General features: G+C 63.9%; 15 protein-coding genes and 1 pseudogene. 6 read left to right on the plus strand and 10 right to left on the minus strand.

Annotated features, from left to right (window positions below; genetic code table 11):
- Positions 1-189: pseudogene (locus OXS27_RS30335) on the minus strand (porin family protein); the annotation flags it as partial.
- A 295-nt stretch (positions 190-484) separates the two neighbouring features.
- On the opposite strand from OXS27_RS30335, the gene OXS27_RS30340 reads away from it, so the two are divergent.
- Entirely contained in the window at positions 485-910 is a 426-nt protein-coding gene (locus tag OXS27_RS30340; protein WP_267361317.1) for a hypothetical protein, read from the plus strand.
- A 438-nt stretch (positions 911-1,348) separates the two neighbouring features.
- Positions 1,349-1,924: a PAS domain-containing protein gene (locus OXS27_RS30345; RefSeq protein ID WP_267361319.1), complete on the plus strand. Its 576-nt coding sequence runs from the start codon at positions 1,349-1,351 to the stop codon at positions 1,922-1,924.
- Positions 1,925-2,237: 313 nt separating this feature from the next.
- Here the strand turns inward: OXS27_RS30345 and OXS27_RS30350 are convergent, their stop codons facing one another.
- The 4 genes from OXS27_RS30350 to OXS27_RS30365 all read right to left on the minus strand — a co-directional run bounded on the left by OXS27_RS30350 (position 2,238) and on the right by OXS27_RS30365 (position 4,071).
- Positions 2,238-2,498, minus strand: coding sequence for a hypothetical protein (locus tag OXS27_RS30350; RefSeq protein ID WP_267361321.1), 261 nt, complete (start codon positions 2,496-2,498; stop codon positions 2,238-2,240).
- A 615-nt stretch (positions 2,499-3,113) separates the two neighbouring features.
- Positions 3,114-3,419, minus strand: a complete 306-nt coding sequence (locus OXS27_RS30355; protein ID WP_243917395.1) for a hypothetical protein — start codon at positions 3,417-3,419, stop codon at positions 3,114-3,116.
- 256 nt (positions 3,420-3,675) lie between these two features.
- Positions 3,676-3,813 (minus strand): hypothetical protein, encoded by a 138-nt coding sequence (locus OXS27_RS30360; RefSeq protein WP_267361324.1) that lies wholly within the window; start codon positions 3,811-3,813, stop codon positions 3,676-3,678.
- Positions 3,814-3,822: 9 nt separating this feature from the next.
- The gene (locus OXS27_RS30365) at positions 3,823-4,071 is read right to left on the minus strand and encodes a hypothetical protein (RefSeq protein WP_243917386.1); all 249 of its coding nucleotides are present in this window, start codon (positions 4,069-4,071) and stop codon (positions 3,823-3,825) included.
- A gap of 146 nt (positions 4,072-4,217) precedes the next feature.
- On the opposite strand from OXS27_RS30365, the gene OXS27_RS30370 reads away from it, so the two are divergent.
- Positions 4,218-4,682, plus strand: a complete 465-nt coding sequence (locus tag OXS27_RS30370; protein WP_267361326.1) for a MarR family transcriptional regulator — start codon at positions 4,218-4,220, stop codon at positions 4,680-4,682.
- A gap of 25 nt (positions 4,683-4,707) precedes the next feature.
- Here OXS27_RS30370 and OXS27_RS30375 read toward each other — a convergent pair.
- A protein-coding gene (locus OXS27_RS30375) for an IS5 family transposase (RefSeq protein ID WP_267361328.1) occupies positions 4,708-5,462 on the minus strand; the annotation gives its coding sequence in 2 pieces (ribosomal slippage) (positions 4,708-5,132 and positions 5,132-5,462; 756 coding nt in all).
- Positions 5,463-5,779: 317 nt separating this feature from the next.
- Between OXS27_RS30375 and OXS27_RS30380 the strand changes: the two genes are divergently transcribed.
- Together OXS27_RS30380 and OXS27_RS30385 are read left to right on the plus strand one after the other, a co-directional pair.
- Complete coding sequence (locus OXS27_RS30380; RefSeq protein ID WP_267361330.1) at positions 5,780-6,097, plus strand: septal ring lytic transglycosylase RlpA family protein; 318 nt, start codon at positions 5,780-5,782, stop codon at positions 6,095-6,097.
- 248 nt (positions 6,098-6,345) lie between these two features.
- The gene (locus OXS27_RS30385; protein WP_243917380.1) at positions 6,346-6,579 is read left to right on the plus strand and encodes a hypothetical protein; all 234 of its coding nucleotides are present in this window, start codon (positions 6,346-6,348) and stop codon (positions 6,577-6,579) included.
- 14 nt (positions 6,580-6,593) lie between these two features.
- On the opposite strand, the gene OXS27_RS30390 is transcribed toward OXS27_RS30385, so the two are convergent.
- A complete protein-coding gene (locus tag OXS27_RS30390; RefSeq protein ID WP_267361333.1) occupies positions 6,594-7,169 on the minus strand; it encodes a LuxR C-terminal-related transcriptional regulator in 576 nt (191 codons plus the stop codon).
- Between the two features lie 201 nt (positions 7,170-7,370).
- On the opposite strand from OXS27_RS30390, the gene OXS27_RS30395 reads away from it, so the two are divergent.
- Entirely contained in the window at positions 7,371-7,739 is a 369-nt protein-coding gene (locus tag OXS27_RS30395) for a hypothetical protein (protein ID WP_267361335.1), read from the plus strand.
- Positions 7,740-8,074: 335 nt separating this feature from the next.
- Here the strand turns inward: OXS27_RS30395 and OXS27_RS30400 are convergent, their stop codons facing one another.
- The 3 genes from OXS27_RS30400 to OXS27_RS30410 all read right to left on the minus strand — a co-directional run bounded on the left by OXS27_RS30400 (position 8,075) and on the right by OXS27_RS30410 (position 11,417).
- Positions 8,075-8,506, minus strand: coding sequence for an integron (locus OXS27_RS30400; RefSeq protein WP_267361337.1), 432 nt, complete (start codon positions 8,504-8,506; stop codon positions 8,075-8,077).
- A 290-nt stretch (positions 8,507-8,796) separates the two neighbouring features.
- Positions 8,797-9,336 (minus strand): hypothetical protein, encoded by a 540-nt coding sequence (locus OXS27_RS30405; protein ID WP_267361339.1) that lies wholly within the window; start codon positions 9,334-9,336, stop codon positions 8,797-8,799.
- 1,397 nt (positions 9,337-10,733) lie between these two features.
- Positions 10,734-11,417, minus strand: a complete 684-nt coding sequence (locus OXS27_RS30410; protein ID WP_267361341.1) for a hypothetical protein — start codon at positions 11,415-11,417, stop codon at positions 10,734-10,736.
- Positions 11,418-11,714: the final 297 nt, after the last annotated feature.

Raw genomic sequence — 11,714 nt, forward strand, 5'->3', positions numbered from 1 at the left:
TGAGCTGTTCGAGCGGCTGGAGGCATCGAAGGCGTAGCCGGCGTTGATACCGAAGTAGGCGCCCGACCAGGTGAACACCGGCACGGGGGTGAACACGGGCGGCGGGCCGGGGCGGCGCGGCAGGTCGGCTGCCGAGGCAGCGGCCGTCAGGGCGGTGAAGGCGGCGAGCGAGGCGAGAAGCTTGGTCATCACGTCAGGTCCAACATTCAATCTGGAGCTATGACTACCGGACAGTGAGCCAAATAGCTGTAGTTTCACGGACACACCCTTGGGTGATGAGGGGGCGTGTCGTAGTAAACCGCCTCTTAACGCGCTCGAGACCGCCGTAATACTTCGCATTCTACATGCAAGAGCGCCACAACATCTCAGCGCCGCTTTAGTTCCGAACTAGCAGAACGTGGTCGTTCGGCTGTAGCCCTGATGCTACAGGGTCGAAGACCGCTTCACTGCAGAGTGGGTCGCGTTCCGCATATCCAGCATCAGCATGCCGATCCGGCCCGAGCACCGCTTCTTCTACCCGATCGACTGGGCGCAGCTCTCGGCCGTAATCCGGTTCGGGCGGGCGAAAGGTTGCTGCGAGGGCTGCGGGCGGCCACACGGGCGGATGGTCTACCATCTGGGCGATCGTCGCTGGTGGGACACGGATGCCGGTCGGTGGCGCGATGGGTGGGAACGCAGGATCCGGGTCGGTGCAGAAGCTGACATCCTCGGTCGGGTCCGTCGGACGCGGGTGGTGCTGGCGACGGCCCATCGTAATCACGACACCTCGAACAACGTGGACGCCAACCTCGCGGCCTTCTGCCAGCGCTGCCACATGATCCCCGACCGGCCAGAGCATCAACGGCGACGCTGGCGCACGCTGTTTCGGCGGAAGGCGCTCGGGGACCTGTTCGGTGGCCCTTACGTTTGATCGGCCGTCAGGGCGATGCCTGTCGGGCGCGATGAAGATGACATCTTAGCCCGAACGAACTTGATGCATTCGCGGCGTACCTGCGGATCGCTGATCTGTGCGAACGCTTCCAACAGCTCGCTGCTTTCCTGCGCAGCTTAAGCGACAGGCCCGATCGCCCGTGTCTCACGCGGATCATAGAAGGCGCTCGTCGGCACATTGAGCAGACGCGCGATCTGCTGCAGAACTCTAGGATCTTCATCAATGGCCATGAAGCCTTCTTGCCTGACGCAACCGCGGCGTGGAAGTAGCGCCCCCCCCCCCGCTTCTCTCGCACCTCACGGAGAGTTGCATCTGCGGCGATGTGGCCAATTTTAGGTAGTATGATTTATTGTTGAAAGCTCTAACTTGTTTTGGGTTTTGCGCTGCCGAGCCCGCCCGCTGAGGGACAAGAACCACGTGTCATTGCCCCCCGCGATTGAGCTTGCGTTGCAGGCTGCCGGCCTCGTTGGTACGTGGAGTACAGACGTAGAGGCGGCACAATTCGTCCTCGACAGCGGGGCTGTCGCGCTGCTCGCCGGAGATGTTAGCCTCGCAGGGCAACCGCTGCCGCTGGAGATAGCTTTACAGCGCACACATCCAGACGACCGAGATTGGGTGTTCGATCGCATATGCAGGCTGCGTCGCACGGGAGGATCCTTCTCTGCTGAGTTCCGCGTCGAGACTGCGACCCGCGAGGTGAAGTGGGTGCTCAATCTTGGCACCCCGGTGTCAGATGAGACTGGGAGGATGCGCGGCCGAGGCTGCTACATCGACACCACGAGCGCCCATGCCAAACCGTTCTGGCAGGGCGGCACGACAGAGCAGAAGTCAGTTATCGCCCCTGAGGCATTGGACCCCCTGATCGTGGAGAGCGACTGCTCCATCGAGGCGCATGAGGCGCTGGTCCAGTTGGGTGACCGAACGCTAATTCAAGCATCCGAATTGATCCTGTGGCTGCTCGGTCGAGCGCTCGCGCGAAGCACGCGCGCCTGAAGGCCGGCTCGGCCCCACCGCCCGATCTGATCACGGGCTGGCGGGGGAGGTCGTCTATCTCACCCGCGGTCGGGCCGATACGCGAGGCGGCCCTACAGCATCATGCAGACGACAGGTTGAAAGCCTGTCATTAGGCCAATCGCGCGGTTGTCCCGGGCTGGGGCTTGAGGTTCAGGACGCGCTGGCAGCCTAGTGCCAGGGAGGGTAAAGCTGCCGGCGCGCTCGCGTGCTGACGCGTTCGGAGCTCGACCGCTTCGAAGACTGGAAACGGGGCTAGATGGGTCAAGGATCCCGGCCGACCGACGAGCGGGCGTCAATCCACTCCACAGTCGAGTAAATCGCGCTGACGCTGTTCCGAGCTTTCCTGCGCCTGGTCCTGCCAACTGACTTCTGGCGGATCTCGGTCGGCCTGAAACGGGTGCTGGTCCGGCAGGTAGACGCTGCGCGGATCGGCGGCCAGCGAGCCCGTGGTTTCCGGGTCCAGGTCGCAATTTCGGGTCGGCTGATCGGCCTGAGCGAACGTGGGACCAGCGCACACGACCATGGCCACGGCGAACGCGAGCAACGCTTTCATAAGGCAGTTCCTGATCAGCCAGGGCACGCGCACGTGCCTCCCCCTGCAGTGGGGCCGGGGGGCTTAATGCAAAGCTTCAGGTGCACGCCACACCCGCGTCGGCGGGGCAGCCATGCGAACCCGGGGGCCGGGTCGCGACGCTCGGTTAGCGGGCTATCAGTGGCGCCGGCGGGGCTTTGTGCCTGAACATGGCGCCTACGAGCCGAAAGGGCAGGCGTACCAGCTTGTAGGCCGCGTGGGCGGCCATGACAGAGATGACGGCGAGCAGTGCCAGCAGGGTGTTGAGCAACGTAGGTACTCCCGGCGGAATGATCACGGCGGGCCGCCTCCACCATTGCCCCCAGGAGGCGCGCCGATCGCGGCGGGACTGTGATGCCCGCCGAGATGCGGCGACTGCGCCGGCGAGGCCGCACCAGGGCCCGCCGTCTCAAGACGACCCCGGTGCTGCTCTTCCACCGCGCGGCCGAAGCCGATCACTGAGGAGATACTTGAGCGGAAAAAAATTAACGGATCCTAATCACGGGCGAACAGCTGAGTTCACTGCGGTATGCGCAGAACATGTCCGAACCAAAGCGGTTCTACGGGCCAATGTAATCTCTGACCGATCGACTTTGGCTAGGCAGCCAAAAGTTTGGACCGGCGAGACCGTTTTGCACCAACGTGGCAGCCAGGTAGCAGGATTGGTGCATCAATCCTTCTACCCACGATGCTGAGTGCTACAGTGAACACCACACGTCCGGCCTCGTTCCGCACCAGCGCCAACAGGTTGCTGCAGGCGTTTTCTCTGGGCTCATGCAGCGCAATCTCCGAGAGGATCTGTGCCGCGCGTTTGCCCGCCTCGTCAGAGTTTGCAAATGGCTCGCCCTCGGTGTCGCTCAACGCCTGCACGTCGTCATGAATGTCGAAGAAGTAGCGTTGCACGTCGAGCTTCCTTTTCGTGGCTGATACGGCCGATCCCAAAAGACACGCCGGGCGCGCGATGCTCTGCCGGTCACCCGGCTTCGGTCCGTCCGTCCGCGGCACGGAGAGGTTCGACTTCGGATTCGTTGCGAAGCTTCAAAGTGTTGCCGGTTCAGCCCACTCCCGGTCATGCCGAGCAGCAATGCGGTAGAGCGGTATCATCCACGTTGCAGTTGAGCGCTGCGGATGTGAGGACCGGCGCTGTCCTAGCGGATGGCTAGAGCAAAGATGAGGGGCGCCGCAGCTGCCAGAAATCGACCTTGGCCGGGAACAGCTCCATGGGTTCACCGACCGCCAGGGTCAGCGCGGGCAGTAGAACCGGCATGAGGAAGAGCACTGCAGCTGTGATTGTCACCGCCCTCCTTCAGCGCTGGGCGTAAGGACCCGGATAGATCACCCGCACCGTGCGGCCGGAGCGGTCCTGCGCTTCGCGCGGGGCTGCAACTGGTAGCGAGGGGGCACGGCTCCGCAGGGCTACTATGGCCGAGAGCGGCTTGGGGCTGAGCGTCTCAGCATGACCGGAGCCTCCAAAGGCCAGCACACCGAAGATGCACAAGCCGACACTGGTCCCAGCGGCGGCAGCGAGCGTGAGCGGCGTCGCATTGCGCGGCATCGTTGGCCCCCCTTGCGTTTGTGGCCTAACGATTAGATCACAAATCGTTAGGTGTCAACGCCTAAGTGAGCTATCCCTTGTCGTGCTTATCGTGCTACATCCTGCCCATGACACAGACCGCTCGTCGAACTCAGTCTCCGACCGCCGTGGACCAGGCGGATAAGGCTGCACCTGGCCCCGACGTTCTGCCGCTGGACCGCCAGCTCTGCTTCTCGGTTTACGCTGCGGCTCATGCGTTCACGGCCGCCTACAAGCCGCTGCTTGAGCCGCTCGGGCTCACCTATCCGCAGTACCTCGTCATGCTGGTGCTCTGGGAGGAAGATGGATTGGACGTGAAGAAAATCGCGGCCCGACTGCATCTCGACTCTGGCACGGTGACGCCGCTGCTCAAGCGCTTGGAGCGCGATAGTCTGCTGCGCCGCGGCCGGGATCCGGCCAACGAGCGGCACCTGCGTGTGGAGCTGACCGATGCGGGCCATGCTCTACGCTGGAAGGTGGGTGCTGCTCGGGAGCAGATCGTGTGCGCGCTGGGAGGGACAGAGGAGCCGCTCCAGGCGCTCAAGCACGAGATCGATCGGATTACCGCCCTACTGGAGCGCTCCGGAAGCTAAGGAGATGGCGTAATAGCGTCCGGACTCATAACCAGTAGCTGACGGTCGCGGCGAGGCAGACGGCGGCGAGGTAATTGGTCGCCGAGCGGTCGTAGCGCGTGGCGATCCGGCGGAAGTCTTTCAGTCGTCCAAACATCCGCTCGATGGCGTTGCGCCCCCGATAAAGCACGGGCGAGAAGCACGGTTTCCAGCGCCGGTTGACCTTGGGCGGGATGTTGGGCGCGGCTCCAGCCGCCTCGATCTGTCGGCGGATGGCATCGCTGTCGTAGCCCCTGTCGGCCAGCACGACGCGGCAAGTCGGTAGGCGTTCGAGCATCAACGCGCCGGCCTTGCAGTCAGCGACCTGCCCACCGGTTAGCAGGAAGGCGAGCGGGCGGCAGGCGCGGTCGGTGAGGGCGTGGATCTTAGTCGTGCGCCCGCCCCGCGAGCGGCCGATGGCTTGGTTCTGCTCCCCCCTTTACCCCCGGCGGCGCAGCGGTGGGCCTTCACGGCGGTGGAGTCGATCAGCACCTGGGACGCCGGCCCGCCGGCCTGGGCCAGGGTCTCGAATTGCCCGACCCAGACCCCTTTGGCCGACCAACGCACGAAGCGGTTGTAGAGCGTCTTCTTCGGCCCGTAGACCTCCCGTGGCGCGTCTGTCCAGCGGCCGCCGGATTTGAGCACGTGGACGATACTACTGATCACGCGTCGGTCGTCCACGCGCTCCTTGCCCCGCGTGTCGGTGGGCAGGTGCGGTGCGATCTTCGCAAACTGCTCGTCCGTCAGCCAAAACTGATCCATCGGCCCCTCCCGTGGGAGCCGTGAATCACACCTACGCCGTCCGCACCACCGTTATGGGTCCGGACGGTAACGCGAGCACCAGCTCTGACCGCATGCATCGCGGCAATCTACGTAACAGCATCAAATGTTATGGGCGCGCCCATCGCATCATCTTGCCATAAATGTGGCACATGCTGGCGCATACCAGCCCCGCATCGATGAAACTCAGTCTGGTCATAATTGATCTTCTTTAGCAGACCCGTCTTCAACAACAGCGGGATTACCAAGTGATCTTCAAGTGCCAACCGTATTTTCTAGCCGCTCTCGCGGCTGTGTGCATGACCATTTTCGGCAATAACGCCAAAGCAGAGTCCGATCAGCAGGCGGGCGTGGCATCCTGGTACGGCCCTGGCTTTCATGGCCGCAAGACGGCTAACGGCGAGCGCTTCAACATGAACGCGCTGACTGCTGCCCACCGCACTTTGCCGCTCGGTACGCAGGTGGTGGTAACCAACCGGAGCAACGGCCGCTCCGTGGTGGTACGGATCAACGACCGTGGTCCTTACGTCGGCCGCCGCTTGATCGATCTGTCGAAAGCTTCTGCGCAAGCCATAGGGGTATCAGGCCTCGCCAAGGTCTCTATCGCACGCTTGTGACCTGCGAACCCAGGCAGCAACGCTATTTCCCAGTTGAGGTACCCGATCGACCGGGCAAGAGGCTGCTGCGAGGGATGCAGCCGGACACACAGGCAGATGGTCGACAATCAAGTCGCTGCTCGGGGTGTAGATGGGAAACACATTTTGCCCCAAATGATGGATGGCAATTTGCATCATCTGAAGTAGCTTATGTTAGGCTCGGCTATGCCGCAGGCGTGCCGGACCTACCCGATGAACGGGGTCGTCAATTGGACGAGCACAGGCCAGTTAAGGTCAGCTTTACGGAGGTCTGCGCCGCGACACGGCAAGCGTCCGAGGACGCAAACCTTGTCTTCGCCGATCAGTGTCTTGCGGCCGTTCTCGTGCCAACCGATCAGGGCTGGTTCATGCATGCCGGCTTCGGCCCCTGCGATCAGGAGGCTATCTTCTTCGACACCCTTTCCTCGGCGGCCGATTGGGTGCAGGAGCGCTTCGCAGAGTAGGTTCAGTCGAGAGCTTAGGGCAGGGCGGCCAAGCGTGAGACCAGCACCACCAGTTCGGCTTGACGGTGGGTGTGGGTCTTATCGAACACGGCCTTGAGCTGACTACGCACCGTCGCAACGCTGAGGTGCAGCTTCTGAGCTATCTCGTCGAGCGTCTTGCCGCCGACCAACAGCAGCGTCACACGCGCCTCAGCAGGCGTCAGGCAGAAGATCCGCTCCAGGCAACTCGTGCTGGGCAGCGGGGTCGCGTCGAGGTCAATCAGAAGTAGGACCGAGTGCGGGCCGTCGTCGCTGAGCACGGGAACTGGCACGCAGTTCATGATCAGCGGCCGCCGACCGCTACGCTCGATCAGGATCCAGTTCTCGCTGTCGAAATGGACGCGAGCCCGCCCTCGATTGAGCAGTTGCTTGATGATCTCGCGCCCGGAGCTCTTCAGGGCAGCGACTGCAGCCTCGTCTAGATTGAACATATCCTGCAGGATGAGTCGGGCGCTGGTGTTGATCGCGAGGACATGGCCGGCAGTGGATAGGATGATGCCGCCACAGCCCATGCGGTCGAACACCCGCAGCAGAGGCATGCCCACCAGCATAGTTGATGGTCTCCCATCGGCCGCCCCCCATCTAGTAACACTTGGTGCGGCGCATACGATACAAAATAAGAATAAACGCCTCCGCATCCTCCAAATGAGGTAAGCGCCGATGCTGGTGCAATTACAAAGCGCCGGCGGCCGCCTTGCCCAGAAGCGATACAGCTACGCTTTCTTCACCATGGCTGGCACAGTGCGGCTGTCATGCCGATCCGTCCCGAGCACCGCTTCTTCTACCCAATCGACTGGGCGCAGCTCTCGGCCGTGATCCGGTTCGGCCGGGCTAGGGGCTGCTGCGAGGACTGTGGGCGGTCGCACGGGCATATAGTCTACCACCTCGGCGATGGCCGCTGGTGGGACGCGCAAGACGGCCGGTGGCGCGATGGCGGGGGCAGGCGGATCCGGATAGCTACGGAAGCTGACATCCTAGGCCGTGCCCGTCGAACCCGGGTCGTCCTAGCAGCTGCCCATCGAGATCACGACACCTTGAACAACGCAGACGCCAACCTCGCGGCCTTCTGCCAGCGCTGTCACATGATCCACGATCGGCCAGAGCATCAGAGGCGGCGGTAGCGCACGCTGTTCAGGCGGAAGGCGCTCGGGGACTTGTTCGGCGGCCCCTACGCCTGACGCGGTGATGCGAGCGCATCAGCGGCAACACGAGGCAGCGCCGCACCGGCGCATACCCACGACCGATCCCGTCACAGTCGGATCGTCGACGAGGCGTCGATCCCCTGCCTTTGGCTTATTTGCCTCGACCAACATGACCGCGGAGATGCAGCACAGCACCAGGGCGGAGATCCATAGATAGGCTCGGAGGGTGCAGGCGGTACGCTTCGACATACTCACCAGCGTGGTGCCGTAGCGCTAACGAACTCTTGCACACCGTTTCAGGGAAAAACCTGTGCTCACTTCGTGTCAATATTCACGTTGCGGGCCATAACCGAGCCGTGGTCGCAAGGACCTGTGTAGGTTTGTTCGACGGGCACGAGGATCGTCGTCCGGCAGCCGAGTAGGTCTACCCCGTAGACGACACCCAGCCACGGCCCGAGCTTCTCACAAATCACGAGCACGTCGCCCTCGTGCAGCCGCCCGATCTCGCGGAACGGCGCCTCGCCTGGCCCGCTCTGCACCGGCAGGAAGCCTTCAGGCTCCGATCCGACTTCGAAGACGCGGCCTTTCTCAGGACAGGCATCGTTGCCGATCGAGCCGCGCAGCAGGATCGGCACATTCAGGGGCGCAGTCTCTGCGAGGGCCATGCTGGGCAGCATAAGTACGAAGAGCGGCCCAAGCCGTGATGCAATCGAAGGCATGAAGGTGCCGTGCTGTTGGGTGCTCACAAGGGTCGGCAACGCGATTGCCCCACCGACGAGAGGCCGAACAACGCACCCGTTCGTGAGAGGATCCAGGCCATGGGCCGGTGCCCCGCGGTGTCCAGATCCCCCGCCGCACCGACCCTCACGCGACTGCCCGGCCTAGGCTTCACGGGCGGAACGCAGGGAACTGGCCCACGATTGCCTGTCGTCGCGTGCTTGCCCGCCGCATGCCTTGAGATGTCGCGAACGCCTCAGGCGCACTGACGGGACGAAGCGGAGCTTTAGCAGGTGTGGGAGAGGCTGGCGCCGTCAGCTCACTGGCGGCTGAGGGACGGCCATTGCGTGATGACCGCCTCGTCAGCCGGCATGTACGCGTCAACGATAGCGCCCTTGCGGCTCACGACGCAGATCATCGCCGCTTGGCGCACCTCGTACATCATCGGCCGGTCGTAGGTGATGCGGAACAGGACCGGCGCGAAGTAGTCGCCCTTCTTGTCGGTCCTGTCGGCCCCCGCCGAGACCGCCTCCACCTGCTTCATCCCGGCCTTTCCAGCCTCGCTCATCACGGTGGCGCGGCAGGTGTCGACCGTGCGGTTCCGACCCGGCACCTCCGGCAAGGGTTGCCCGATGGTCTGCAGAGCCGTCGAGGTACCTTTCACCAGGCCGGTGCCTGGCACCATCGACAGGATGGTCTGTTCGCCGGCGGCAGAGGAGGCAGCCCCGATCGGTGCGATCTGCCACGGCATCTGCCAAGTGGCTGCCGACGTGTCCGGTGCGGCGGGGGTGTCCTGCGCCAGCGCTGGGCCAGCCAGGACGGAGATGAGGGTGGCACAGCAGATGGAACGTAGAAGCATCACGGCTTTCCTTCTTCGCGGGGGTGAACGAGGAGCCGCGGCATCGAGCTAGTCCGTCGGCGCGAGGGCGGATGGCAGCGTCCAAGGCGAGGACGGTGCTGTAGTAGGCGAGGAGGCGGGGCGATTGGCTCGCGTCCGGTGCAAGGAGGCCTGCGCGATCGCGCTGGCATCGATCCGCCCTCGAACCCAGATCGGCCGGCTGATGATGCTCGCCGTCTGCTCGGCAGCGCGGTAGGGCGCTCGTGCCCGAGAGGCCGCTGTCGCCGTTCTTGGTCTACTGAGAGACCGCGCCTGCTTCACCGGTCCGGGGTTCTGGATCGGCGCGACCACAATCCCTGTTTCAGAAGGCGGTACGATCGGGCTCGTTCGATCCACTACCTGCTGCGCATGATCAGGGCTTAGCGTCGCCACGTGTCCGAGCGGGAGTACAGTGGGGATCGTCGGTGCGGGGCGGACGATGACTTCGGTAGGAGCTCGCGCCCGAGCCGATCGAGGTGGCAGGATCGGCGTCGATGCTGGATCGGCCGACAGAGGTTGTGTCGGCCTCGGCTCAGCTGGATCTTGCGATAGATCAGGCAAGTCCGGTTTGAGCGTCGCCACCACCAATGACGGGCGCTCCATCGCAATGTCCTGGCGATCCGGGCGTTCGTTCCAGGCGGGCGGCTGCTCATGCGTCAGACGTCCCGCATCGAGAGGCGCTAGGCCGAGGAGTGGAAGGCGTGGGTTAGCGCGTGGCGGCAGAAAGGCTGGCTGCTCGACCGCGTCCGCTGGGTTCGGGTCCAGGAAGGTGCGGGGTGCGTCGGCGACATTGAAGGTATCCGGATCGTTTGCGTGGGAAAGAGGTCCCGTCAGGTGCGGAACCTCGACCCAGGTCGGGAAAGTAGATGGAGGCTGTGGCTGAACCGATGCCGCCGGTGCCAGCCGCTGGGACAACGTTGTAGAAGACCAGTCGCCGTGAGGGACAAGCCAAGCCCCGGCTGCTGTGAACAGCGTGAGGGTGGAGAGGCACGAAATTGATATCGTGATCCAAGACGGCAGGCCGCGGTCAGGCCCGACGACTGCGAGTGGTCGCGCCGTGCCGACGGGCTTCAGGTCGCCCACAAAAATCGGACCACGCTGTAACATCCACTCAGAACTAATCTGGGTAAGAAACAGTTCAAGGTCGAGATATTTAGAGTCGTGGCGGGGCGAACATATCGAAGCGCCGATGCGCGCTGATGATGCAGAATGCCCAATCATTTCGATCTGAGACGTCGCTCGCTAGCCAACGACTTTCGCCATTGGCGCTCGCGTTCGTTATTTCGCCCGACCGCAGACCCTCACCGCATAGCTCGGCCCGTTCTACCGGCCGCGCGAATTCTCACGGGATCGCTTCGGCTGAGGTCGACCGCTGCCCCTCAACAGCCCTTCTTTGGTTCAGCGTCCACAACTTGCCTCTGTGGATCTCCCTTATCCGTGGGGTGAATAGGTTTGCACCCTTTACCGCCGAGCAGCGCCGGGGCCGCCGATCGCCCTCCCCGCCGGAGCCACTGCAGCCACTCCCGACTGATGATGCGCACCATGTTCGGGTTGGACTTCCGGCCTTGGTGGCGGCGCTCCTGGATGGTCAGCAGGCCGTCGCCCTCGGCCAGTCGGATCGCTCCCTGCGCCAGCCGACGGCACACGCCTGCCCGCGCCGCAATGGCGTCGATGCACAGCCCGCACGCGTCGTTGCGGGCCATCTCGTCGCCAACGATCCGTAGGACCGCGAGCTGCCCCACGGTGAACCTGCTGGCGAGCGCGGGGGGCATCGGACCGGAGCAGGCCAGCCGTCGGCGGCGCTCGATCGCCACGGATCGCTCAGGAGCCCGCTGTAGGCGCTTGGGCGGGAACAGCGTCACACGGCCGAGCGGAATGCCGACGGGCACCACGGCCTCGCGCATGGCGCTCCTGCGGACGTGCAGCGCCTCGGCCAGCCCCTGCGCCTCTGAGTCGGTGACGGTCTCTGCGGCGTGGGCCTGCCAGATGGTGCGCGACAGGCTGTCGAGCTGCGCGAGCGTGCGCGCGCCCTCGATCGCCGACCGCATGGTGGCATGAAACATCGATCCCGGTCCCTCACGGGCCGCGGCTAGGGTCCAGGCAAAGCCTTCCCGGTGCGAAAAGCGGTGCTTTCGCTTGACTCCCGGCGGGAGTTCATGGCTTATGGGGGGTAGTTCGACCGGCCCACAAGGCCCCAGGTTTTTCAGCAGGCTCCCGTTTGGCGACGGGGGCCTGTTGGCTTTTCAGGGTCTATCTCGCGGCGCTGATCTCTCCTGATGCCGGCTCACGACTCGCCAGGGCGGGTCCGGCCGGAACGGTCCATGTCGGCCGGGCAGCACGGTTAAGAGCGCCTAACAGAA

The sequence above is a fragment of the Methylobacterium sp. GC_Met_3 genome (genome assembly GCF_026540775.1).
Lineage (GTDB): Bacteria > Pseudomonadota > Alphaproteobacteria > Rhizobiales > Beijerinckiaceae > Methylobacterium.

Excerpts from the sequence above, each read along its gene's own strand:
- OXS27_RS30340 (WP_267361317.1), top strand. The coding sequence starts at position 485 with ATGCCGATCCGGCCCGAGCACCGCTTCTTCTACCCGATCGACTGGGCG.
- OXS27_RS30350 (WP_267361321.1), bottom strand. The coding sequence starts at position 2,498 with ATGAAAGCGTTGCTCGCGTTCGCCGTGGCCATGGTCGTGTGCGCTGGT.
- OXS27_RS30365 (WP_243917386.1), bottom strand. The coding sequence starts at position 4,071 with ATGCCGCGCAATGCGACGCCGCTCACGCTCGCTGCCGCCGCTGGGACC.
- OXS27_RS30380 (WP_267361330.1), top strand. The coding sequence starts at position 5,780 with ATGACCATTTTCGGCAATAACGCCAAAGCAGAGTCCGATCAGCAGGCG.
- OXS27_RS30390 (WP_267361333.1), bottom strand. The coding sequence starts at position 7,169 with ATGCTGGTGGGCATGCCTCTGCTGCGGGTGTTCGACCGCATGGGCTGT.
- OXS27_RS30395 (WP_267361335.1), top strand. The coding sequence starts at position 7,371 with ATGCCGATCCGTCCCGAGCACCGCTTCTTCTACCCAATCGACTGGGCG.
- OXS27_RS30405 (WP_267361339.1), bottom strand. The coding sequence starts at position 9,336 with ATGCTTCTACGTTCCATCTGCTGTGCCACCCTCATCTCCGTCCTGGCT.
- OXS27_RS30410 (WP_267361341.1), bottom strand. The coding sequence starts at position 11,417 with ATGTTTCATGCCACCATGCGGTCGGCGATCGAGGGCGCGCGCACGCTC.